This window comes from Pseudomonas sp. ICBG1301 (genome assembly GCF_016918385.1).
Taxonomy (GTDB): Bacteria; Pseudomonadota; Gammaproteobacteria; order Pseudomonadales; family Pseudomonadaceae; genus Aquipseudomonas; species Aquipseudomonas palleroniana.
Map to the genome: position 1 here is coordinate 580,023 of NZ_JAEKGB010000004.1, position 22,643 is coordinate 602,665.

Below are 22,643 nucleotides of genomic sequence, written 5' to 3' on the forward strand. Positions count from 1 at the left end.
CGCCAAGTGACTATCTGTCATTGCCCGCAGGCGGTGGCTGAGGGAAAATGCCGGTCCTTTTTTCCGTTTCTTTTATTCATTGTCTATTCAAAATCCCCAGGAGATCAGCGATGCCCAGCCGTCGTGAGCGTGCCAACGCCATTCGTGCCCTCAGCATGGATGCCGTGCAAAAAGCCAACAGCGGCCATCCCGGTGCCCCGATGGGCATGGCGGATATCGCCGAGGTACTTTGGCGTGACTACCTGAAGCACAACCCGAGCAACCCGTCGTTCGCCGACCGTGACCGCTTCGTGCTGTCCAACGGCCATGGCTCGATGCTGATCTACTCGCTGCTGCACCTGACCGGCTACGACGTCACCATCGATGACCTCAAGAGCTTCCGCCAGCTGCACAGCCGCACTCCGGGCCACCCGGAATTCGGCTACACCCCAGGCGTGGAGACCACCACCGGCCCCCTGGGCCAGGGCCTGGCGAACGCCGTCGGCTTCGCACTGGCTGAAAAAGTGCTGGGCGCACAGTTCAACCGCCCTGGCCACGACATCGTCGACCACCACACCTATGTGTTCCTGGGTGATGGCTGCATGATGGAAGGCATTTCCCACGAAGTCGCTTCCCTGGCCGGCACCCTGGGCCTGGGCAAGCTGATTGCCTTCTACGATGACAACGGCATCTCCATCGACGGCGAAGTCGAAGGCTGGTTCACCGATGACACCCCGAAGCGTTTCGAAGCCTACAACTGGCAGGTGATCCGCAACGTCGACGGCCACGACCCGGAAGAAATCAAGACCGCTATCGACACCGCTCGCAAGAGCGCGCAGCCAACCCTGATCTGCTGCAAGACCACCATCGGTTTCGGCTCGCCGAACAAGCAAGGCAAGGAAGACTGCCACGGCGCCCCGCTGGGTGACGCGGAAATCGCCTTGACCCGCGAAGCGCTGAAGTGGAACCACGGCCCCTTTGAAATTCCTGCCGACATCTATGCCGAATGGGACGCCAAGGAAAAAGGTCTGGCCACTGAAGCCGAATGGGATCAGCGTTTTGCTGCCTACTCCGCTCAGTTCCCTGAGTTGGCCAACGAACTGGTACGCCGCCTGGCCGGTGACCTGCCTGCCGATTTCGCGGAAAAAGCCTCGGCCTACATCGCCGAAGTCGCGGCCAAGGGCGAGACCATCGCCAGCCGTAAAGCCAGCCAGAACACCCTGAATGCCTTCGGCCCGCTGCTGCCTGAGATCCTCGGCGGTTCGGCTGACCTGGCCGGTTCCAACCTGACCCTGTGGAAAGGTTGCAAAGGTGTCTCGGCTGAAGATGCCAGCGGCAACTACATGTACTACGGCGTGCGCGAATTCGGCATGAGCGCCATCATGAACGGCGTGTCGCTGCACGGCGGCCTGGTGCCTTACGGCGCGACCTTCCTGATGTTCATGGAATACGCACGCAACGCCGTGCGCATGGCCGCGCTGATGAAGAAGCGTGTGATCCATGTGTACACCCACGACTCCATCGGCCTGGGCGAAGACGGCCCGACGCACCAGCCGGTCGAGCAACTGACCAGCCTGCGCACCACGCCGAACCTGGACACCTGGCGCCCTGCCGACGCGGTGGAATCCGCGGTGGCCTGGAAGCATGCGATCGAGCGCAAGGACGGCCCATCGGCGCTGATCTTCTCGCGTCAGAACCTGCAGCACCAGGTGCGTACCGACGCGCAGATCGCCGACATCAGCCGCGGCGGCTACGTGCTCAAGGACTGCGCCGGCGAGCCGGAACTGATCCTGATCTCCACCGGTTCCGAAGTGGGTCTCACGGTTCAGGCTTATGACAAGCTGACCGAGCAAGGCCGCAAGGTTCGTGTTGTTTCGATGCCTTGCACCAGCGTGTTCGAAGCCCAGGACGCGAGCTACAAGCAATCGGTATTGCCGCTGCAAGTCGGCGCGCGCATTGCCATCGAAGCGGCTCACGCCGACTACTGGTACAAGTACGTGGGCCTGGAAGGCCGTGTGATCGGCATGACCACCTACGGTGAGTCGGCGCCGGCGCCAGCGTTGTTCGAAGAGTTCGGCTTCACCCTGGAGAACATCCTGGGCCAGGCTGAAGAGCTGCTGGAAGACTAAAAGCACGTCTCCTTGTAGGTGCGAGCTTGTTGTGGCGAGGGAGCTTGCTCCCGCTGGGCTGCGAAGCGGCCCCAAACCGTGCGATCGATATGTGTCAGATACACTTCGTCAACCGGTCTGGGAGTGCTTCGCACTCCAGCGGGAGCAAGCTCCCTCGCCACGCAAGCTCGCTCCTACAATGGTTTATGTCGCCCACACTACGAGAACCCCATGCCTCAACCGCGTCCCTACAAAGTTGCACTCAACGGCTACGGCCGCATTGGTCGTTGCGTCTTGCGTGCTCTGTTCGAGCGAGGGGCGGCGGCTGGCTTTGAAATTGTCGCGATCAACGATCTGGCCGACATGGCCAGTATTGAATACCTGACACGCTTTGACTCCACCCACGGCCGCTTCCCTGGCGAAGTGCGGGTTGACGGCGATTGTCTGCACATTAATGGCAACTGCGTGAAAGTGCTGCGCAGTGCCACCCCCGAGGGCATCGACTGGGCGGCGCTGGGCGTCGACCTGGTGTTGGAATGCTCCGGTGCTTACCACACCCGTGCCGATGGCCAGCGGTTCCTCGACGCCGGCGCGCCACGCGTGCTGTTTTCCCAGCCGATGGCCAGCGAGGCGGATGTCGACGCCACCATCGTGTACGGCATCAACCAGGATTGCCTGACCGGTGATGAGTTGCTGGTGTCCAACGCCTCCTGCACCACCAACTGCAGCGTGCCGCTGTTGCGCCTGCTGGATCAGGCGATTGGCCTGGATTATGTGTCGATCACCACGATTCACTCGGCGATGAACGACCAGCCGGTGATTGACGCCTACCATCACGAAGACCTGCGCCGCACACGATCGGCGTTCCAGTCGGTGATTCCGGTGTCCACCGGCCTGGCCCGTGGTATCGAGCGCCTTTTGCCGGAACTTGCCGGGCGAATCCAGGCCAAAGCCGTACGGGTGCCGACTGTGAACGTGTCCTGCCTGGATATCACCATGCAGACCGTCAGCGACACCGATGCGACGGAGGTCAACCGGATCCTGCGTGATGCCGCCACCCGCGGCCCGCTCAAAGGCTTGCTGGCCTACACCGAGTTGCCCCACGCCAGTTGTGATTTCAACCATGACCCGCATTCGGCGATTGTCGATGCCAGCCAGACCCGCGTTTCCGGCCCCAGGCTGGTGAACATCCTGGCCTGGTTCGACAACGAATGGGGCTTTGCCAACCGCATGCTGGATGTTGCCGAACACTATCTGCACATCGCTTCTAAACAACCTCAACAGTAATTCAGGAACTGCGACCCATGACCGTGTTGAAGATGACCGACCTCGATCTGCAAGGTAAGCGCGTACTGATCCGCGAAGACCTCAACGTCCCAGTCAAGGACGGTGTTGTCACCAGCGATGCGCGAATCCTGGCCTCGCTGCCGACCATCAAGCTGGCCCTGGAAAAAGGCGCGGCCGTGATGGTCTGCTCCCACCTGGGCCGTCCGACCGAAGGTGAGTTCTCCGCCGAAAACAGCCTCAAGCCGGTGGCCGACTACCTGAGCAAGGCCCTGGGCCGCGACGTGCCGCTGGTAGCTGACTACCTGGGTGGCGTTGAGGTTAAAGCGGGCGATATCGTGCTGTTCGAAAACGTGCGCTTCAACAAGGGCGAGAAAAAGAACAGCGACGAACTGGCCCAGCAATACGCGGCCCTGTGCGACGTGTTCGTGATGGACGCCTTCGGCACCGCTCACCGTGCCGAAGGTTCGACCCACGGCGTGGCCAAGTTCGCCAAGGTCGCGGCGGCCGGCCCACTGCTGGCGGCTGAACTGGATGCACTGGGCAAGGCCCTGGGCGCGCCGGCGCAACCGATGGCCGCCATCGTGGCCGGCTCCAAAGTGTCCACCAAGCTGGACGTGCTCAACAGCCTGAGCCAGATCTGCAACCAGTTGATCGTCGGCGGCGGTATCGCCAACACCTTCCTGGCCGCTGCCGGCCACCCGGTAGGCAAGTCGCTGTATGAGCCGGACCTGCTGGACACCGCCCGCGCCATCGCCGCCAAGGTCAGCGTGCCGTTGCCGGTCGACGTGGTGGTTGCCAAGGAGTTCGCCGAGAGCGCCGCAGCCACCGTCAAGCTGATCGCTGACGTGGCCGCCGACGACATGATCCTGGATATCGGCCCACAAACCGCGGCTAATTTCGCCGAACTGCTGAAAGCTTCCCAGACCATCCTGTGGAACGGTCCGGTCGGCGTGTTCGAATTCGACCAGTTCGGCAACGGCACCAAAGTGCTGGCCAAGGCGATTGCTGAAAGCGCGGCGTTCTCCATCGCCGGTGGCGGCGACACCCTGGCGGCCATCGATAAATATGGCGTTGCTGATCAAATATCCTACATTTCTACCGGTGGTGGCGCGTTCCTCGAGTTCGTCGAGGGCAAGGTGCTGCCGGCCGTGGAAGTGCTGGAAACCCGAGCCAAAGGTTAAGGCGCGTGATCCGGAAAAGGAGCATTCCCATGATCAAGTCGCTGGCATTGGTGATGACCGCAGGCCTGTTGGCCGCCTGCGGTAGCACACCACGTGTGGCGCCCGAGGCGGACAAAGCCGATGCGCCTCGCAAACACAGTTGCTACCAGGCTGACTGGCAAGCCGAAACCATGCCGGTGATCAACAAGCGCATCGGCAACGAGCGGCTGGAGAAATACGACGCCGCGCCCAACGGTCAGGAACAGGGTTGCCCTTGACGGGTCTGATCAACTAACCGACAGCAGCAGCGGCCCTTGGGCCTGCGTTCGAGGATTGGCAATGAAAGGCGTTTTCGCCCTCGCGGCACTGGCCCTGTTGGCCGGTTGCAGCAGCATGAACATGTTCAACAAGGCAGAGCCTGCCGATAAGTGGACCACCTGGACCTGCGACAGCAAGGCTGAGGTCAACTGGCGCTTCGCGAACCAGGCCCGTTCCGAGGTGGATGTGCGCCTCGGGGGTTCGGAGCAGGTTTACCGCCTCAAACAAGAGGTTGCCGCCTCGGGCGTGCTGTACAGCGACGGCCAATTGGCGTTTCACACAAAAGGTGAGGAAGGCCTGGTCTACTGGGTTGCGACCGACGATTTGATCGGGCGCGGCTGCAAGGCCCAGTAACTGGAGCGCGGTCTCGAAGGTCATGAGATCCAAATGTGGGAGGGGGCTTGCCCCCGATAGCGGTGGGTCAGTCAAGAGATTCATCACTGGGAGGCTGCCATCGGGAGCAAGCCCCCTCCCACATGAGATTCGGTTCAAAACTGGAACTTGAGTCGCGCCCATCAGAAATAACGATTCAGCAGGCCAGGCTTACAAAACCTGACCGGCAATAACTTGAATAGCAGCCTGCGCTACGGCAGGCTTGCACGATTAACGACCCTCGATCGGGAGAGACAACACAATGGCACTTATCAGCATGCGTCAAATGCTGGACCACGCAGCCGAGTTCGGCTACGGCGTCCCAGCCTTTAACGTCAACAACCTTGAGCAGATGCGCGCCATCATGGAAGCCGCTGACAAGACCGACTCCCCCGTGATCGTCCAGGCTTCGGCCGGTGCCCGCAAGTACGCCGGCGCGCCGTTCCTGCGTCACCTGATCCTTGCCGCGATCGAAGAATTCCCGCACATCCCGGTGTGCATGCACCAGGACCACGGCACCAGCCCTGATGTGTGCCAGCGCTCCATCCAACTGGGCTTCAGCTCGGTGATGATGGACGGCTCCCTCGGCGAAGACGGCAAGACCCCGACCGACTACGAGTACAACGTACGCGTGACCCAACAAACCGTGGCCATGGCTCACGCCTGCGGCGTCTCGGTTGAAGGTGAGCTGGGCTGCCTGGGTTCCCTGGAAACCGGCATGGCCGGCGAAGAAGACGGTATCGGCGCCGAAGGCGTACTGGATCACAGCCAGATGCTGACCGACCCGGAAGAAGCCGCCGACTTCGTGAAAAAGACCCAGGTGGATGCCCTGGCCATCGCCATCGGCACCAGCCACGGCGCCTACAAGTTCACCAAGCCACCGACCGGCGACGTGCTGGCCATCGACCGCATCAAGGAAATCCACAAGCGCATCCCCAATACCCATCTGGTGATGCACGGTTCTTCCTCGGTACCGCAAGAGTGGCTGGCGATCATCAACCAGTACGGCGGCGACATCAAGGAAACCTACGGCGTACCGGTTGAAGAAATCGTCGAAGGCATCAAGTACGGCGTGCGCAAGGTCAACATCGACACTGACCTGCGCCTGGCCTCCACCGGTGCGATGCGTCGCCTGATGGCGACCAACCCGAGCGAGTTCGACCCACGTAAGTTCTTCGGAGCTACCGTAACGGCAATGCGCGACGTGTGCATCGCTCGCTACGAAGCGTTCGGCACGGCCGGTAATGCTTCGAAGATCAAGCCGATCTCGTTGGAAGCGATGTACCAGCGGTATTTGAAAGGTGAGTTGAACGCCAAGGTGAATTGAGCCTCAAGTGTTTGAAAAGAAGCCCGCAGTGATGCGGGCTTTTTTTCGGCTGGAGTTTGACGACTGCAGTTGTTTATTCGTGATCAATATCCAACTTGGCAAACGTCACCCGCGCGCCTTCCTTGCTATCCCCGCTGTTGTCCTGCACATACACCCCCGCCTTGAAGTACAACGGCTTGTTCCCCCACGCCGCGCCGATTCGTTCGTTCCACTCGCCGTCCGCGGCGTACACGCTGAGCAGGCCGGCTTTGTTGAGGTTGATCACGTAGGTAAAACTCTTCTCCAGCGGCACATTCGACGCGATGCTTACCACGCGGCCTTCGCCGTCGTCCGGGCGCATGCGCACCTTGGCGACGATGTTGCCGGTCTGGGTCTTTTCCTTGAACTGGTATTCGAGTTTGATCAGCGGCTTCTGGCTGTCATAGGCGTGAATCTGCCCGATCACGACTTTGCCGGACGACGGCACCTGGTTGACCTCCAGGGTCGCGCGCAGGAAGTTGTTCGCTTCTGGGTAGGTCCAGTTGCGCAGCCTCCCGTCGGCATAGGTTTCACGTAATTCGCTGCGAGGGTAGATGGCGTTTTCGGTGCGGGTGCCGGTCACCGGTGTCCAGAATTGCACGTTGCTGCCTTCGGCCTGGAAGTACTGGTCCTTGAAGCCGCTGACCAGCTTCGGTGTGTCGATAGTCGCGGGCGGGGAGCCGACAGGAATGCTCAGGTTCCAGGTGGAAAGGTCGATCATGGTGTTGGCCTTATTGCAGGGGTTGAAGGCTTTAGCCCGAGGGCTGCACGGGTTCTTTATAGGTCGGTTCAAACCGATTGTTAAACACTTGCTGGCAAATTTTTGGCGCCAATGGAATGCCAAAAAGCCATGTGTCCCATACCGCGTGGCCTGTAGGGCTGTACCGTTAGTCGGCTTCCTGGCTATTGGCGCAATGATGGTATCGACGTCGCTTCTGCTTTTTTAGAACCGGGTCTAGAGTGAGACCTCAGTGTTTGTCCGGTTTTAGTCTTAGAAGTGACCGGTGCAGCCCTTCAAGGAAGAGAAGTAGCATGGATTGTGCTCCACACCACGGCGATGGCAGTTCGGTTCTTTTGGTGGTCGACGACTACCCGGAAAATCTCATCAGCATGCGTGCATTGTTGCAGCGCGAAGATTGGCGAGTGATAACCGCCGCTTCCGGCCTGGAAGCCCTCGAATTATTGCTGGCCCACGAAATCGATCTGGTATTGCTGGACGTGCGCATGCCCGGCATGGATGGTTTTGAGGTGGCGCGCCTGATGCGCGGCAGCCAGCGTACACGAATGACCCCGATCATCTTCCTCACCGCCCATGCCCAATCGCCCGACGCAGTGCAGGAAGGCTATGCCAGTGGTGCCATCGATTACCTGTTCAAACCCTTTGACCCGAATATCCTCAAGCCCAAAGTGCAGGCACTGTTGGAGCACCAGCGTAACCGGCGCTCCTTGCAGCGCCTTAGCCTGGAACTGGAGGCTGCCCGTGCCTTCAATGCCTCGGTGCTGGACAACGCTGCCGAGGGTATTTTGGTGGTGGGTGAGGGCAGCGTCATCCAGTATGCCAACCCGGCGATTTCACGCTTGCTCAACGCTACGATGGCTGAGTTGCAGGGCGAAAGTTTCCTGAGTTTCCTGCAAAAGCCTCACGTGCCTGCCTGGTTGGGTTTCCCGATGTACGAGGCGTATCGCAAAGGCGAAACGTGGCGCCAGCACGACGCGATCTTGCGCACCCGTCGCGGCCAGCAAGTGCCGGTGGCCTTGTCTTGCGCGCCTCTGCCCGCTGAGCAGAAGGCCATGGTGGTGACGGTGCTCGACATGTCGGAGGTGCGCCATCTGCATCAACAGTTGGAGTTCCAGGCCGTCACCGATCCGTTGACCGGACTGTTGAACCGGCGCGGTTTCCAGCAGGCGGTGGAAAGCACCCTGGCGCGCAGCGAGCGCAGTGATCAATCACTGGTATTGCTGTACCTGGACCTCGACGGGTTCAAGCGGGTCAACGATACCTTGGGGCATGACGCCGGTGACCGTGTACTGCGTTGGGTCTCGGAACAGATGCAGGCGTGTCTGCGTTCCTATGACATTCTCGGACGCATGGGCGGGGATGAGTTCACCGCGTTGTTGGAATTGGAATTTCCGGAACAAGCGGCGAAAATCTCGGAAAAACTGATCGAGCGCGTGTCTGTCAGCCAACACGTCGACGGCTTGGATGTGATGCTCGGGGCCTGCATCGGGATTGCGACGTACCCGGATTGCGGTGCCGACCTGAGCGGCCTGCTGCGAGCGGCGGATATCGCCATGTACGAAGCCAAGCGCGCCGGCCGCCAGCAGTATCGTTACTACGATAAAGACATGAACGGCCGCGCGCGCTCACGGCTGATGCTCGAAGACAGTGTGCGCACGGCTATCCAGAACAAAGAGTTCACCTTGGTGTTCCAGCCGCAGGTGTCGTTGGAGGATGGGCGTTTGCGTGGCTTCGAGGCCCTGTTGCGCTGGCAGCACCCGAGCGTCGGCGACGTGCCGCCGGGGCTGTTTCTACCGTTGCTGGAAGAGGCTCGCCTGATCAGCCAACTGAGTACCTGGATCTACCAGGAGGTCGCGGTTCAGCGCGAAGCCTGGCAAGGCATTTTCGATAGCGAGCTGGTGTTGAGTGTCAGCCTCAGCAGCAGCCAGTTCAATATGCCTAACCTCGCGAACCAACTGCAGCAGGTACTGGAGCAGCATGGCTTGAAGGCGCGGCAGTTGGAGGTCGAGATCAGTGAAGACTGCCTGATGAACAACCTTCAAGACTCCACCAAGCAACTCAAGTTACTGCGCCAGATCGGTGTGCGCATTGCCCTGGATGATTTCGGCTCGGGTCGCTGTTCCTTGGCCCATCTGCGTGACCTGGAGTTCGATACGCTCAAGCTGGACCCGCAACTGGTAGCTCGCCTGCCGGGCTCGACACGGGACGCGGCGATGGCGCGCAGCATTATCCAGCTGTGCGAGCATTTCGATGTGTTGGTCATCGCCGAGGGCGTGGAGACATCGGAGCAGGCCCTGTGGCTTAAAACTCATGGTTGCCTGTTTATCCAGGGCCCATTGGCGGCGCAACCATTGCTCGCCGAGGAGGTTGGCGTCTGGTCTCACCCCCGTCAGCTGTGAATTCGCTACACTGGTGGCCTTTCGAGCCCCGTTGCAGATCCCATGACCGCGTTGAAATACCTCCAGGCCTATCCCGCCGCGCTCCAGGAGCAGGTGCGCCAATTGATCGCCAACGACCAGTTGGGCGCCTACCTGGAGCAGCGTTACCCCGAGCGCCACGCGGTGCAGAGCGATAAGGCGTTGTACGCGTATGCGCTGGCGCTCAAGCAGGAACACCTGCGCAACGCCCCGGCCATCGACAAGGTACTGTTCGATAACCGCCTGGACCTGACCCATCGCGCCTTGGGCTTGCACACCACCATTTCCCGAGTGCAGGGCGGCAATCTCAAAGCCAAGAAAGAGATCCGTATTGCCGCGTTGTTCAAGGAGGCGGCACCGGAATTTCTGCGCATGATCGTGGTGCATGAGCTGGCGCACTTCAAGGAATCGGACCACAACAAGGCGTTCTATAAACTCTGCGACTACATGATGCCGGGCTACCATCAGGTGGAATTCGACCTGCGGGTGTACCTCACGTATCGCGACCTGCAGGGCAAGCCCTGACCGCACAAGGCGATTGACTATGGATGTGAGCAAGACCAAAAGCAGCTTTTACCGCCGCCTGTACGTGGCGTATTTGATCGACAGCCAGCAGGCCAGCACTGTCCCGGCACTGACTGACGTCACCGGCATGCCCAGGCGCACCGCGCAGGACACGATTGCGGCGCTGGCCGACCTGGATATCGTGTGTGAGTTCGAGCAGCAAGACGGTGCGCGCAACCATGCCGGGCACTATCGGATTCGCAGCTGGGGCGCGATTGATCGCCAATGGATCGAAGGGAATCTGGTGTCGATCAAGCAGGTGTTGGGTTACCCCTGAGGGATGCGGTGATAGGGCTGACGCAATCGGGGGCAAGCCCCCTCCCACACTGGATTGGGTTCACACTGTCAAAATGTGGGAGGGGCTTGCCCCCGATGAGGTCCTCAAGCGCGCCGCATACCAATATGTGGAATATCGTCCTCCAGGTATTCCTCACCCGCCACCACAAACCCATACCGCCCGTAATATTCCTGCAAATGCGCCTGGGCTGAGAGAAAGATCGGCATCTCGGGCCAGATTTCTGCAATGTGCTTGAGCGTCTCCTCCATCATCCGGTGCCCCAGGCCGCTGCCGCGCGCCGAGGGTGCCACGATGACCCGGCCAATCACCACGTCGCCGCCCTGGGACTCCGGGTCCAGCAAGCGCAGGTAGGCCACCAGTTCATTCTCTTTCCAGGCCATCAGGTGGTGGGTATCGCCGGACAGGTCCTGCCCGTCGATGTCCTGGTAAGCGCACCGCTGCTCCACGACAAACACCTCGCAGCGCAGGCGCAGGATGGCGTAGAGCTGCTCTTTGCCCAAATCGTCGTGATGCTTGCAGACCCATTCAATCGTCATCATATGTGCTCTTGGAAATGCCTGGAGAGGATAGTAAGCGCGACGGCGCTTGCTGTCTAAGTCGTGCATTTTTGTGAATGGCGTCAATTTGCCATCATTCTCTGCGCTCGCCGCTGACTTCTTTGTGTAATCTGCAATACAAGCTCATTGATGAGCTACTGTTATAAAGCCATCACGTGCCCGCCAAGGACTTTGAGCATGCTGCGAAGTTATCGTGCCGTTGCTTTGATTGCAGTGCTGTTGCTGGCCCAACCGGCGCTCGCGCAACGCCTGCGTCTGGTCGCGGACGCCTGGCCACCGTTTACCGATATCACGCTGGTCAACGGTGGGTTGGCCACCGATATTGTCAGCACTGCGTTGGCCCGCGCCGGCTACGCCAGCGATTTCGAGCAGGTGCCCTGGGCGCGCGCGCTGATGGGGGTCAGTGAGGGGCGCTACGACGTGCTGATCAATGCCTGGTACGACGATGCCCGCACGCAGTTCGGGCAGTTCTCCGCCGAGTACCTGCTCAACCGGGTGCGTTTCATTAAACGTGGCGATGACCCGATCGACTATCAGAACCTGGAGCAGTTGCACGACGAACCTATTGCTGTCGTGCGCGGGTATGCCTATTCGCCAGCGTTCGATCAGGATGCACAGTTACAGAAAATACCGGTGCATAACTTCGCCATGGCCGTGCGCATGCTCGCTGCACAGCGGGTGAGGCTGACGCTGGAAGATGAGTATGTGGCCCGCTACTACCTGGCGCGGGAGTCGCCGCGGGTGCGCAATTCGGTGGAGTTCCTGCCCAAGCCGCTGAGTGAGAACAGCCTGCATATTCTCGTCAGCCTGAAGAACCCGGAGCATGCGCAGATCGTTGCCGGCTTCGATCGGGAGATCGCCAAGATGAAGGCCGACGGTAGTTATGACCGGTTAATGAAAGAGCATGGGATGTAGCGTTCTTTCTGGCCTTATCGTCCTGCCTTTGGAATGCAGTCCCCTGTGGGAGGGGGCTTGCCCCCGAAGCGGCCTAAGCTGCGCCGGTGTCTTTGATCAAGTGTGCAGCCAATGTGCGCAACGGCCCCAACTGCCGACAGATCAACGCCAACTGCGTCTGCACCAGGCGCTGCCCTTCATCGATCTCATCCGGCATCTGCTCCAGCTCCGCGGCCATCGCTTCCTCGGCATCGCTTTGAATCGCAATGGGCTGCTTGTTGGCCAGCCCCGTGGCGATTTCATCGATGCTTGCCGCCAGGGTATTGCCGGCGCCCTCGATCAAATGTTCACGCGCTTCGGCCGGCAGTTGGGTTTCGCGGTGCGCGCCCAGCCCCGATAAATAGCTGAGCAGGGTGTGGGACAACACCAGGAAGCGAAAGCCCACGTCTGCCTCCTTACGGAAGTGCCCCGGCTCCATCAGCATGTTCGCCAGGGTCGTGGACAGCGCTGCATCGGCGTTGTGTGCATTGCGCCGGGCCAGGCGGTAGGCCAGGTCGTCGCTCTTGCCGGCGGCGTATTGCTGCATGATCTGGCGCAGGTAGATGCTGTTGCAGGTCAGGGTGTTGGCCAGCACTTTGTTCAGGCGCCGGCCTTGCCAGTCCGGCAGGAACAGGAACACTGCCAGGCCCGCGATCACGCTGCCGAGCAAGGTGTCGAACAGACGCGGCAGGAACAGCCCGTAGCCATCGCCGACCTGGTTGAAGCAGAACAGCACCATCAGGGTGATCGCCGCCGTGGCCAGGGTGTAGCGGGTGGTGCGGTTGATAAAGAACACCAGGCCGGCGGCGATGGCGAACATCGACTGCACCAGCGGGCTTGGGAACAGGTCGAACAAGGCCCAGGCCACGGTGAGGCCGATGGCGGTGCCGATGATCCGCTGGCCGAGTTTGCGCCGCGTCGCGCCGTAGTTGGGCTGGCAGACGAACAAGGTAGTGAGGATGATCCAGTAACCCTGGGACGGGTGAATCAAATGCACCATGCCGTAGCCGATGCTCAGTGCCAGCGGCAGGCGCAACGCGTGGCGAAACAACAACGACGTCGGCGTCAGCTGGGTGCGCAGGCGCGTCCACATTTCCTTGAGGTTGCGCGGCGAGCGGTCAAGCAGGCTGCTGTCGGTGGCGTCGGCCAGGGCGTCGGGGTTGCTGGCGTCGCTCAGCAGGCGGTCGAGCGTGGACAGGTTGGCCGCCAAGGCCCGCAGCGAGCGCAGCAGGCCGCGCCAGGCCGGGTTGCTCTGGATGCGCAGATGCTCCAGGGACGCGTTCAAGTCGCCCAGGGCTTCGGCGAAGCTGTCGTCATAGATGAACGGCTGGCGTAGCTGGATTGACTCGGCGAGGGTCTGGCAGGCTTTGCCTTGCTGACGCAGCAGGCGCTGGCAACGGAACAGCACGTCGCTGTGGAAGAAGGCTTCGGCCAGGGCGTTGTAGGGATAATGGGATGAACTGGCGCGTTCGTGAATGTCCTGGGCGAGGAAGTACAGCTTCAAGTAGCGGCTGACTTTCGAGCCTGGCCGACCATTGCCCACGCGGTGCAGGATGATTTCCTTCGCCGCATTCAGCGCCGCGACCACCCGGCCATTTTGCTGGGCCAGTTCCAGGCGGCGCGCTTCCACGTCCAACTGGCGGATGGGCTCGAACAGCGACGACTTCAGTTTAAGGTAGCGTCCCAGCTCGCGGAACAACCGCGCCAGGCTCTGCTGTACCGGCTGGTTGGAAAACAGTGCCTGCCACACTACCGACAGCACGCCATACCAGGCTGCACCCGCTACCAGCAGCAGGGGCTCATGCCAGAAATCGGTGACCGCGCCACCGCGCTGGTCCACGCCGATCATGGTGTACACCGACAGAATCAGCGTCGCCGAGGCAATCGCCCCATAACGTTCACCCAGCGCCCCGAGCATGGTCAGGCCGAAACTGGCCAGGGCCAGGGCTATCGCGAAGATCCAGGGGTAGGGAAACAGCAGCTCCACCGACAGTGCCGCGATGCTGAAACACACCAGCGTCACCGCCAGGGCATTGAGGCGGCCTTGCCAACTGTCATCGGTCTCGGCCAGGGCGCTGGCGATAATCCCCAGGAACAACGGGATCAGCAGCGTCATTTCATCCTGATACCAGCACAGCGCCATGCTGCCGGTGAGGGCGATGAATACCCGTACGCTGTAACTGAATTTATCCAGCGCCCACAGGCGCCGCATGGACTGCTTGAACGAGGTCGATGACATGAAGTCTGGAGTCTTCCGGGACGATGCCGCTAAATTGAGCCAGTAATGACGCCACGGCAAGCGTGGCGATCACATCCGACAGCAAAATATATTCCCGCCCGCCATTTTCAATATGCGATCGGGGTGGGAGGGGGCTTGCTCCCGATAGCGGTGGGGCAGCGGCAGATAAGCTGGCTGATCCACCGCTATCGGGAGCAAGCCCCCTCCCACATTTTTTGATCCGGTTTCGTCAGGCGTATTGTGCAGCGGCGTAGCCTGACGCCCAGGCCCACTGGAAGTTGAACCCGCCCAGGTGACCGGTCACATCCAGCACTTCCCCGATGAAGTAGAGCCCTGGGCTTTTCAGCGATTCCATGGTCTTGGACGACACTTCCCGCGTATCCACCCCGCCCAGCGTCACCTCAGCGGTGCGATAGCCCTCGGTGCCGGCCGGCACCAACTGCCAGCTCGACAGCTTTTGCGCGATCTCGGCGATTTCGGCGTGGGTGTACTGCTTCATCGGCTTGGACACGAACCAGCTTTGCGCCAGCAGGTTGGCCATCTTCTTGGTGAAGATGTCGCCGAGCAGGGTTTTCAACTCGCTGTTGGGATGCTCGACCTGTTGCTGTTGCAGCCAGCTGTGGGCGTCATGATCGGGCAGCAGGTTGATCTCGACGGTGTCGCCGGACTCCCAGTACGAAGAAATCTGCAAAATCGCCGGGCCGCTCAGGCCGCGGTGAGTGAACAGGATGTTTTCGCGAAAGCTCTGGCCGTTGCAGCTGACCAGGCAGTCCACGGAGGTGCCGGACAACTCGCCGCACAGTTCCTTGAGCTGGTCGGTAATGGTGAAGGGCACAAGACCTGCGCGGGTCGGCAGCAGTTCGTGGCCAAATTGCCTGGCGACCTGATAACCAAAACCGGTAGCACCCAGGGTCGGGATCGACAGGCCTCCGGTGGCGATCACCAGGGATTCGCAGCGCAGCTCGCCCAGGGTGGTCTGCAATTGATAGCCACCGTCGACCTTGGCGATCTCCTGGATGGAGGTGTCCAGGTGCAGGTGCACACCGTTCTGGAGGCATTCATCGAGCAGCATGCCGAGGATGTCGCTGGACTTGTTGTCGCAGAACAGCTGGCCGAGTTTCTTTTCGTGGTACGGCACGCCGTGCTTGGCCACCAGCCCGATAAAGTCCCATTGGGTATAGCGGGCCAGGGCGGACTTGCAGAAGTGCGCGTTGTGCGAGAGGAAGTTGGCCGGCTCGGTGTACAGGTTGGTGAAATTGCAGCGGCCACCGCCCGACATCAGGATCTTCTTGCCGGCCTTGTTCGCATGGTCGACCAACATCACCTTGCGCCCACGCCCGGCGGCAGTCAGCGCGCACATCAAGCCTGCGGCGCCGGCGCCAATGATCACAACTTCGGTCGAGCGCAAAACGGTGTCCTCATGTTTATCAGATCGTTCCCACGCTCTGCGTGGGAATGCCGCAATGGACGCTCTGCGTCCGCAGGGTGACGCAGAGCGTCACGGGATGCTTTCCCACGCAGAGCGTGGGAGCGATCCTGTCAGAGGATGCGCACGCGCAACGAACGGCCTTTGATCTTGCCGTTATTCAAACGCTGCAGCGCCTGCTTGGCGATCCCGCGCTCCACCGCCACGAATGCCTGGAAGTCGAAGATCGCGATCTTGCCGACCTGGGCACCCGGGATGCCGGCTTCACCGGTCAATGCACCGAGGATGTCGCCTGGACGCACTTTGTCTTTGCGGCCGGCGGCGATGCACAGGGTGCTCATCTGCGGCAGCAGCGGGCCACCGCTTTGTGGCTTGAGGTTGTCCAGTTGGTCCCAGTTCAGCGGGGTTTTCTGCAACTGTTCGATGGCTTGGGCGCGGTGTGCTTCGGAGGGCGCCACCAGGCTGATCGCGATGCCGGTCTCACCGGCGCGGCCGGTACGGCCTACACGGTGGATGTGGATTTCCGAGTCGCGGGCCAGTTCGACGTTGATCACCATATCCAGCGAGTCAATGTCCAGGCCACGGGCGGCGACGTCGGTGGCAACCAGTACCGACGTGCTGCGGTTGGCGAACATCGCCAGCACCTGGTCACGGTCGCGCTGTTCCAGGTCGCCATGCAGGCCGACGGCGGAAATGCCCTTGGCGGTCAGGTGGTCCACGGTTTCCTGCACTTGCTGCTTGGTAAAGCAGAACGCCACGCACGAGGCCGGGCGGAAATGCGCCAGCACCTTGGTTACCGCGTCCATGCGCTCTTCTGGCGAGATCTCATAGAAACGCTGTTCGATCTGGTCGTCGGAGTGGAACGCCTCGGCTTTCACCTGTTGCGGCGCCCGCATGAACTTGGACGCCAACTGCTTGATGCTCACCGGGTAGGTGGCCGAGAACAGCAAGGTCTGGCGGCGCGGCGGGGTTTTGCTGATGATGTCTTCGATGGCGTCGTAGAAGCCCATGTCGAGCATACGGTCGGCTTCGTCGAGGATCAGCGTGTTCAAGCCGTCCAGTACCAACGAACCTTTGCGCAGGTGCTGCTGGATGCGGCCCGGGGTGCCGACGATGACGTGGGCGCCGTGTTCCAGGGAGGCGATCTGCGGGCCCAGGGACACGCCGCCGCACAAGGTCAGCACCTTGATGTTGTCTTCAGCGCGGGCCAGGCGGCGGATTTCCTTGGCGACCTGGTCAGCCAGCTCACGGGTCGGGCACATCACCAGGGCCTGGCAGCCGAAGTAGCGCGGGTTGATCGGGTTCAACAGGCCGATGCCGAACGCGGCGGTCTTGCCGCTGCCGGTCTTGGCCTGGGCAATCAGGTCCAGCCCTTTGAGGATCACCGGCAAGCTCTGCGCCTGGATCTGCGTCATCTCGACATAACCCAGCGAGTCGAGGTTAGCCAGCATGGCGGCGGACAGGGGCAAAGTATTAAAAGCGGTGGCGATGGTAGTCACGGGACTGGCTCTGCAAAACAAAATGTCGCGCAGTGTACCAGTCTCAAAGGAATTTCCCCGCAAGTTCTAGACGAGAAGCCGGTTAATGCTCGATGTCGTGTTCGCGGCTGACCACGCGTTTACCGTCCGTTGGCGACAATTGCAGGAAGATCGCCGCCGCCAGCATCGCCATGATGCCCACGGTGAGAAAGGTCAGTTGGAACGCGCCGAGCACGCTTTCCACGCCGTCATTGCCGGTTTGGGCGGTAAAGCCGCCGAGCAACGCACCGGCACAGGCCACGCCGAGGCTGAGGGACAATTGCGCGACCACCGATAGCAAGCTGTTGCCGCTGCTGGCCTGGGCGTCGTCGAGGTCGATCAGGGTGACGGTGTTCATCGCGGTGAATTGCAGGGAATTGATCGCCCCCAGTACCGCGAGCATGCACAGCAGCAATGGGTAGGGCGTGTGCTCGCTGACCAGGCCCATGCTCGCCAGCATGATGCCGAGGAACAAGGTGTTGCCGGTCAGCACCACGCGGTAGCCGAGGCGTTCGATCAGTACGCGGGCGATGGATTTTGCGAACATCGCCGCCGCCGCCAGCGGCAGCATGCTCATGCCGGCTTCCGACGGCGAATACCCCAGCGCCACCTGCAGCAGCAACGGCACCAGGAACGGCAGGGCGCCGCTGCCCAAGCGTGCAAACAGGTTGCCGAGGATGCCCACGGCGAAGGTGCGAGTCTTGAACAGCATCGGCGAAAACAGCGGGTTATCCAGATGCCCGGCGCGCAGCCAATACGCCGCCAGGCACGCCAGCCCGCCAAACAGTAGCAACATTACCCGCAGATGCGGCAAGTGCAGTTCGCCCAGGCCCTCCATGGCGATGGTGATCAGCACCATTGCCGCGCCAAACAGAAGAAAGCCGATGCCGTCGAAGCGTGTGCGCTCGCTGCCGCGCAGGTCGGGGATGAGTTTCCAGACGGCGTAGCAGCCGATCATCCCTACCGGCAGGTTGATCAGGAAGATCCAGTGCCAGGTCAGGTATTGCACCATCCAGCCGCCCATGGTCGGGCCAAGCAGCGGGCCGAGCAGGCCGGGGATGGTAATGAAGCCCATGATGCGCACCAGCTCCGAACGAGGGTAGGCACGTAGCACCACCAACCGCCCGACCGGCAGCATCAAGGCGCCGCCCAGGCCCTGGATCACGCGCGCGCCGACGAGCATGGTCAAGCTGCTCGACAGGGCGCACAGCAGCGAGCCGATACTGAACAACATGATCGCGCCGAAGAAGATTTTCTTGGTGCCGAAACGATCGGCGATCCAGCCCGATGCCGGGATCAGCAAGGCGACGGTGAGCATGTAGGCAATCACCACCCCTTGCATGCGCAGCGGGTTTTCCGCGAGGTCCCGGGCCATGGCCGGCAGTGCCGTGTTGAGAATCGTCCCATCCAGCGACTGCATGAAGAAGGCAATCGCTACCACCCAGGGTAGCCAGCGGGCGGTCTTGGCATCGAGAGGGGCGCGATTCGGCATGTGAACCCTTTTGTTAGCTGGCTACGTGTCGGCAATTATGCGCCATTCGTCGCGCCTTTTCCCACCAGGAAATCCAGCAGTTCACGGTGCACCGCCGCAGCCGCTTCGTTGGACTCCAGATCCAGCAAGTGGCCCGTGTGTTCGGCCACGGCAAAGCTGCTGCGCCCCACATAGTGCTTGAACAGCTGTGCCTCGGCGGCGGGGGTGTATTCGTCCAGGGCGCCGTTGAGGAAGTGCACTGGTGTTTCAATCTGCCTGAGCGCCGGCAGGTAGTTGCCGTCGCCCAGGGCCAGCACCTGATGAATGTGAAAGCGCGCCTGGCGATACTCGGTGGTGGCCATGCTCGACAGGTGTCGATGGTTATTGCGCTTGAGGCGCGGCGACAGGTATTGGCCGACAGTCTCGTTGAGCAGATGGCCGACGGCGGATTTGTCATCGGCCTCGATCAGCACGCGTACGCGTTCCACATAGTCGAGCATGGCCTGATTGAGGTGGGGCGCCAGGGCCATCACCACCGAGCTTTTGATCGACGGCGGATTGTGCGCCAGGGTCAACAGCGTGGAGATGCCGCCCCAGGAGGCCGAGACCAGATGGTTGACCTCAAAGCGCTCCACCAGCGCGCGCAGTATTTGCACTTCATCGTCCTTGGTCACCAGGTCGAGGTCGATATTGTGCTCGCGGGAGTAACCCGAAAAGGGCAAGTCAAACAGCAGCACGTTGAAATGCTCGGCCAGGCATTTACTGGTTCGCGCAAAGGACCGCGTGGTGGACAGTGCTCCATTGACCATGAGCACGGTGTTTTTTTGCGGATGGTTACCCAGCCGTTCAACGTGAACGTTGTAGTGCTTGAACAGCTTTTGTATGACAAAACTTCCATGGTCCATGTCAACGCTCCAGCTTGCCCTATCCCGGGCAAGGTCGTGCTCTCGTTGGGGGAGAGTGGCGGGATGCCACTAACCCTTATAACGAGGTTTTTTGCAGGCGACAACAGAGCACGCAGGAACAAGCGGAAGATGAGAATTTACGGTAGGAAGGGGGCGAGCTGGAGTATTTGAAATCTGCACAAAGCAGTGTGGGAGGGAGCAAGCCCCCCTCACACTGCTGTGTTCAGAGGGTCAGGGTCAGGCGTTTGACCAAGGCCCCCGGCAACAAGTTGGAGGCCGTGTTGCGTCGGTCGTAAGTGCTCGGCGACAGCAGCAATTCCCGCTCGGCGGTCAGCGCTTCCAGCTGTGAACCGAGCAGGTTGTACACACTGTCATCAAAGCGCATGGTGCTGACCGGCGCCTTGATTTCGCCGTCTTCGACCCAGAACGTGGCGAAGCGGGTCATGCCGGTCAGGCGTGCGGCCGGCAGGTCGGAGTAGTTCAGGTACCACAGGTTGCTGATATACAGCCCTGTGCCCAGCTGCTTGAGAATATCGGCATGGGCCAGGTCGCCCGCCGCCATTTGCAAGGCGCTCGGGGATTCGTCACTGCTCGCGCCGTTGGTGCTCAGGCCATATTCGGCGGCGCTGCGCGAGTTGATCAGTTGGCCTTCTGCCTTGCCTTGGTTGATCAGCGTGACATCGCCACGGGGGTAGCCTTCGGTGGAAAACGCCTGGCTGAGGGACCCGCTGACCTGCTCATCGAGCTTGATCAACGGGCTCAGCGCCTGTTCACCGGCATACAGCTTTTGCAGCGAACTGCCTTTGCTGGCGATGGCCTGGGCGGAGAACCCGCCCCAAGTGATGATGCTGATGATCTCTTCCAGCGCCGCCGGCGCGAGGTAGGCACGGTATTGCCCAGGGGCCAGTGTGTGCAGCGGACGGCCGAGAAATTCCAATTGCCGGCGTGCCTGCTGCAACCGTGCGGCGAACTCTTCGCTGTTCCATGTATGCCCGGCGTAGCTGGCTTTCACCGCTTCACCATTGGCATGGAACAGGCTGAAATCGAAGTTGAAGCTGTTGGCACGGTGCCAGCCAAAGGCCCCGTCCGAACTGGCGAAACCCCGGCTGATGGGGCCGGCGGCGTAGAAACCGACCAGGTCGACACCGTCAGCGGCCTGGCCGATCGCTTCCAATACCTGGGCCAGTTCCGGCAGTGGTCGCGCCTGTTCATTGTGGCTCTGCCAGGCATTGTGGTTCAGCAACAGGTAGGGGTCCCGCGGCAGCAACGGCAAGGTTTCACGCAGTTGCTGCAGGCCGTCGGCCAGGCGTTGGCGGTCCAGCGCAGGCTCACCGGACAGGGTGATGCCCAGGTCGGCGTGGCGGCCATCGTTGATCAGCTTCAGGTTGAGGCTGGCTTGTTGCACCTGCCCGGCCTGGCGCACCTGCGCGTGGTTGAAGCGTACGAACTCGGACGCTTCATCCGCATAGCCCAGGTGAAATTGTTCCTTGTCGGTGATGGCCTGCTTGAGCCATTGCACCAGTGCCTTGAAGTCGGTCATCAGGCATCTCCCCCAAATACATCGATATGACTGAACACACAGGCGGGCGAGGCATGGCCCACGCGGATCACCTGGTTGGGTTCGCCTTTGCCGCAGTTTGGCGTCCCCAGGACCTTGAAGGTGCTGGCGTCGCCGACGGCGCTGAGGTTGCGCCAGAACTGTGCGGAAATCGCTCGGTAGTTGGGGTTTTTCACCACGCCCTTGAGCTCGCCGTTTTCGATCAACTGGCCCCATTCGCAGCCGAACTGGAATTTATTGCGCGCATCGTCGATGGACCAGGAGCGGTTGGTCGACATGAGAATGCCGTTTTCGATGCCGCCGATCAGTTGTGCGAGGCTCTTGTCGCCCGCTTCGATATTCAAGTTGGCCATGCGATCGATCGGTGGACGGTTCCAACTGCTGGCGCGACTGTTGGCCACGCCGCCCAGGCCCGAGCGGAATTGCGACAACGCTCCGCCCAGCGGCTTGAGCAACAGCCCTTCGCGGATCAGGAATTGTTTGCGGGCCGGCGTGCCCTCGTCGTCATGGCCGTAGCTGGCGAGTTGTTCGGGAATATCAGGGTCGAAGGTCACGTTGAGCAGCGGTGAGCCGTACTGCAGCTGGCCGAAGTCGCTGGCTTTGACGAAACTGGTGCCGGCGTAATTGCGTTCATCGCCCAGGATGCGGTCCAGCTCCAGCGGGTGGCCGATGGATTCGTGGATTTGCAGGATCATCTGGTCGGGCATCAACAGCAGGTCACGCGCGCCGCTGGGCGTGTTTGGCGCGGCCAGCAGTTGCAGGGCTTCATCGGCGATGCGCGGCGCGGCGCCGACCAGGCCGAAGCGGCTGATCACCTCGAACCCGCCTTGCTGGCCGAAGTTGCTGCCGCCGAAGGTGCGGGTCTGGCTGTCGTTGCCGTCGTAGGCGGTGACATTGACGCCGGGGAATACAAAGCGCTGCGCCTGGCGCAATTCGGCGCCCGCGCTGTTGAGGTAGATCTGCTCGACGCGGGTCAGGCCCAGGCTCACGTCCCAACTGACCAGGCGCTCGTCCTTGGGCACGGCGGCCGACTCGTTACCCAGCAGTTGGTAGCAGTCGCTCAAGGACGGGAAGGGCTGGTCAAGGTCGGGGGACAGGTAGTCGGCGACGGCGCTGGAGACGGCTTGGTCGCGCAGGTCGAGCAGGGCGTGGGGCTTGATCAGGCGGGCTTGCTGTTCGGCGCGTTGGAGGGCCGCTTGCAGGCCGGCCAGGGAAATATCGTTGGTCGCGGCATAGGCTTCCACGCCATTGAGACGCACGGTCAGCATGGCGCCTTCGTCGTGCCTCAGGTGGGGCGGTTCGGCGACGTTTTTGCGCACTGACAAGTATTGGCCGGATTCGCGCACGTAGCGCAGCGAAAAGAATTCGGCGGTGGTGCGCAGGGCACTGAAATGTTTTTTGAGTGTGGCGTGGTGGTCGAACATGGGGCCTTCCTTGTGGGCGGCTCGGC

At 61.3% G+C, this 22,643-nt stretch carries 18 protein-coding genes and 1 pseudogene; 10 read left to right on the forward strand and 9 right to left on the reverse strand.

Annotated elements, in window-relative coordinates; genetic code table 11:
* Positions 1 to 110: 110 nt before the first annotated feature.
* From tkt to fba, 6 genes are all read left to right on the forward strand, one after another.
* Entirely contained in the window at positions 111 to 2,108 is a 1,998-nt protein-coding gene (gene tkt / locus JBE38_RS12795) for a transketolase (RefSeq protein ID WP_090368286.1), read from the forward strand.
* A 210-nt stretch (positions 2,109 to 2,318) separates the two neighbouring features.
* Positions 2,319 to 3,374 (forward strand): erythrose-4-phosphate dehydrogenase, encoded by a 1,056-nt coding sequence (gene epd, locus JBE38_RS12800; protein WP_090368291.1) that lies wholly within the window; start codon positions 2,319 to 2,321, stop codon positions 3,372 to 3,374.
* A 17-nt stretch (positions 3,375 to 3,391) separates the two neighbouring features.
* Positions 3,392 to 4,555 carry a phosphoglycerate kinase gene (locus tag JBE38_RS12805; protein WP_060753405.1) on the forward strand — a complete coding sequence of 388 codons (1,164 nt, stop codon included), beginning with the start codon at positions 3,392 to 3,394 and terminating at the stop codon, positions 4,553 to 4,555.
* A gap of 29 nt (positions 4,556 to 4,584) precedes the next feature.
* The gene (locus tag JBE38_RS12810; protein ID WP_060753404.1) at positions 4,585 to 4,812 is read left to right on the forward strand and encodes a hypothetical protein; all 228 of its coding nucleotides are present in this window, start codon (positions 4,585 to 4,587) and stop codon (positions 4,810 to 4,812) included.
* A 61-nt stretch (positions 4,813 to 4,873) separates the two neighbouring features.
* Positions 4,874 to 5,206, forward strand: a complete 333-nt coding sequence (locus tag JBE38_RS12815) for an MliC family protein (RefSeq protein WP_060753403.1) — start codon at positions 4,874 to 4,876, stop codon at positions 5,204 to 5,206.
* Between the two features lie 280 nt (positions 5,207 to 5,486).
* On the forward strand, positions 5,487 to 6,551 hold the full coding sequence (gene fba / locus JBE38_RS12820) for a class II fructose-bisphosphate aldolase (RefSeq protein WP_003177554.1): 1,065 nt from the start codon (positions 5,487 to 5,489) through the stop codon (positions 6,549 to 6,551).
* A 73-nt stretch (positions 6,552 to 6,624) separates the two neighbouring features.
* Here fba and JBE38_RS12825 read toward each other — a convergent pair whose 3' ends face one another.
* Positions 6,625 to 7,290 carry a polysaccharide lyase family 7 protein gene (locus JBE38_RS12825; RefSeq protein WP_205344404.1) on the reverse strand — a complete coding sequence of 222 codons (666 nt, stop codon included), beginning with the start codon at positions 7,288 to 7,290 and terminating at the stop codon, positions 6,625 to 6,627.
* A 311-nt stretch (positions 7,291 to 7,601) separates the two neighbouring features.
* Here JBE38_RS12825 and JBE38_RS12830 point away from each other — a divergent pair, with 311 nt between their 5' ends.
* Genes JBE38_RS12830 through JBE38_RS12840 form a run of 3 tightly spaced genes read left to right on the forward strand, consistent with a single transcriptional unit; the run spans position 7,602 to position 10,566 of the window.
* Positions 7,602 to 9,707: a putative bifunctional diguanylate cyclase/phosphodiesterase gene (locus JBE38_RS12830; RefSeq protein ID WP_205344405.1), complete on the forward strand. Its 2,106-nt coding sequence runs from the start codon at positions 7,602 to 7,604 to the stop codon at positions 9,705 to 9,707.
* 42 nt (positions 9,708 to 9,749) lie between these two features.
* Positions 9,750 to 10,250, forward strand: a complete 501-nt coding sequence (locus JBE38_RS12835; protein WP_060753399.1) for a M48 metallopeptidase family protein — start codon at positions 9,750 to 9,752, stop codon at positions 10,248 to 10,250.
* Between the two features lie 19 nt (positions 10,251 to 10,269).
* Positions 10,270 to 10,566 (forward strand): winged helix-turn-helix domain-containing protein, encoded by a 297-nt coding sequence (locus JBE38_RS12840; protein ID WP_205344406.1) that lies wholly within the window; start codon positions 10,270 to 10,272, stop codon positions 10,564 to 10,566.
* A 104-nt stretch (positions 10,567 to 10,670) separates the two neighbouring features.
* On the opposite strand, the gene JBE38_RS12845 is transcribed toward JBE38_RS12840, so the two are convergent.
* A complete protein-coding gene (locus tag JBE38_RS12845) occupies positions 10,671 to 11,123 on the reverse strand; it encodes a GNAT family N-acetyltransferase (protein ID WP_060753677.1) in 453 nt (150 codons plus the stop codon).
* A gap of 198 nt (positions 11,124 to 11,321) precedes the next feature.
* On the opposite strand from JBE38_RS12845, the gene JBE38_RS12850 reads away from it, so the two are divergent.
* Positions 11,322 to 12,059 (forward strand): substrate-binding periplasmic protein, encoded by a 738-nt coding sequence (locus JBE38_RS12850; protein ID WP_104994897.1) that lies wholly within the window; start codon positions 11,322 to 11,324, stop codon positions 12,057 to 12,059.
* A 54-nt stretch (positions 12,060 to 12,113) separates the two neighbouring features.
* Here JBE38_RS12850 and yccS read toward each other — a convergent pair.
* The 7 genes and pseudogenes from yccS to JBE38_RS12885 all read right to left on the reverse strand — a co-directional run.
* Positions 12,114 to 14,316: pseudogene (gene yccS / locus JBE38_RS12855) on the reverse strand (YccS family putative transporter); the annotation flags it as partial.
* A 229-nt stretch (positions 14,317 to 14,545) separates the two neighbouring features.
* Complete coding sequence (locus JBE38_RS12860; RefSeq protein ID WP_205344408.1) at positions 14,546 to 15,724, reverse strand: NAD(P)/FAD-dependent oxidoreductase; 1,179 nt, start codon at positions 15,722 to 15,724, stop codon at positions 14,546 to 14,548.
* A gap of 131 nt (positions 15,725 to 15,855) precedes the next feature.
* Positions 15,856 to 17,193, reverse strand: a complete 1,338-nt coding sequence (gene dbpA / locus JBE38_RS12865) for an ATP-dependent RNA helicase DbpA (protein ID WP_232966058.1) — start codon at positions 17,191 to 17,193, stop codon at positions 15,856 to 15,858.
* 130 nt (positions 17,194 to 17,323) lie between these two features.
* Entirely contained in the window at positions 17,324 to 18,751 is a 1,428-nt protein-coding gene (gene mdtD, locus JBE38_RS12870; RefSeq protein ID WP_090368309.1) for a multidrug transporter subunit MdtD, read from the reverse strand.
* 35 nt (positions 18,752 to 18,786) lie between these two features.
* Positions 18,787 to 19,635 carry an alpha/beta fold hydrolase gene (locus tag JBE38_RS12875; protein WP_090368311.1) on the reverse strand — a complete coding sequence of 283 codons (849 nt, stop codon included), beginning with the start codon at positions 19,633 to 19,635 and terminating at the stop codon, positions 18,787 to 18,789.
* A 223-nt stretch (positions 19,636 to 19,858) separates the two neighbouring features.
* Positions 19,859 to 21,175 (reverse strand): TldD/PmbA family protein, encoded by a 1,317-nt coding sequence (locus JBE38_RS12880; RefSeq protein WP_205344409.1) that lies wholly within the window; start codon positions 21,173 to 21,175, stop codon positions 19,859 to 19,861.
* Positions 21,175 to 22,617, reverse strand: coding sequence for a TldD/PmbA family protein (locus JBE38_RS12885; protein WP_205344410.1), 1,443 nt, complete (start codon positions 22,615 to 22,617; stop codon positions 21,175 to 21,177). The genes JBE38_RS12880 and JBE38_RS12885 overlap by 1 nt, the downstream gene beginning before the upstream one ends.
* Positions 22,618 to 22,643 lie beyond the last annotated feature (26 nt).

Excerpts from the sequence above, each read along its gene's own strand:
- JBE38_RS12840 (WP_205344406.1), top strand. The coding sequence starts at position 10,270 with ATGGATGTGAGCAAGACCAAAAGCAGCTTTTACCGCCGCCTGTACGTG.
- fba (WP_003177554.1), top strand. The coding sequence starts at position 5,487 with ATGGCACTTATCAGCATGCGTCAAATGCTGGACCACGCAGCCGAGTTC.
- JBE38_RS12815 (WP_060753403.1), top strand. The coding sequence starts at position 4,874 with ATGAAAGGCGTTTTCGCCCTCGCGGCACTGGCCCTGTTGGCCGGTTGC.
- tkt (WP_090368286.1), top strand. The coding sequence starts at position 111 with ATGCCCAGCCGTCGTGAGCGTGCCAACGCCATTCGTGCCCTCAGCATG.
- JBE38_RS12810 (WP_060753404.1), top strand. The coding sequence starts at position 4,585 with ATGATCAAGTCGCTGGCATTGGTGATGACCGCAGGCCTGTTGGCCGCC.
- JBE38_RS12885 (WP_205344410.1), bottom strand. The coding sequence starts at position 22,617 with ATGTTCGACCACCACGCCACACTCAAAAAACATTTCAGTGCCCTGCGC.
- epd (WP_090368291.1), top strand. The coding sequence starts at position 2,319 with ATGCCTCAACCGCGTCCCTACAAAGTTGCACTCAACGGCTACGGCCGC.
- JBE38_RS12850 (WP_104994897.1), top strand. The coding sequence starts at position 11,322 with ATGCTGCGAAGTTATCGTGCCGTTGCTTTGATTGCAGTGCTGTTGCTG.
- JBE38_RS12825 (WP_205344404.1), bottom strand. The coding sequence starts at position 7,290 with ATGATCGACCTTTCCACCTGGAACCTGAGCATTCCTGTCGGCTCCCCG.
- JBE38_RS12845 (WP_060753677.1), bottom strand. The coding sequence starts at position 11,123 with ATGACGATTGAATGGGTCTGCAAGCATCACGACGATTTGGGCAAAGAG.
- JBE38_RS12830 (WP_205344405.1), top strand. The coding sequence starts at position 7,602 with ATGGATTGTGCTCCACACCACGGCGATGGCAGTTCGGTTCTTTTGGTG.
- JBE38_RS12805 (WP_060753405.1), top strand. The coding sequence starts at position 3,392 with ATGACCGTGTTGAAGATGACCGACCTCGATCTGCAAGGTAAGCGCGTA.
- JBE38_RS12875 (WP_090368311.1), bottom strand. The coding sequence starts at position 19,635 with ATGGACCATGGAAGTTTTGTCATACAAAAGCTGTTCAAGCACTACAAC.
- mdtD (WP_090368309.1), bottom strand. The coding sequence starts at position 18,751 with ATGCCGAATCGCGCCCCTCTCGATGCCAAGACCGCCCGCTGGCTACCC.
- dbpA (WP_232966058.1), bottom strand. The coding sequence starts at position 17,193 with ATGCTGGCTAACCTCGACTCGCTGGGTTATGTCGAGATGACGCAGATC.
- JBE38_RS12880 (WP_205344409.1), bottom strand. The coding sequence starts at position 21,175 with ATGACCGACTTCAAGGCACTGGTGCAATGGCTCAAGCAGGCCATCACC.
- JBE38_RS12835 (WP_060753399.1), top strand. The coding sequence starts at position 9,750 with ATGACCGCGTTGAAATACCTCCAGGCCTATCCCGCCGCGCTCCAGGAG.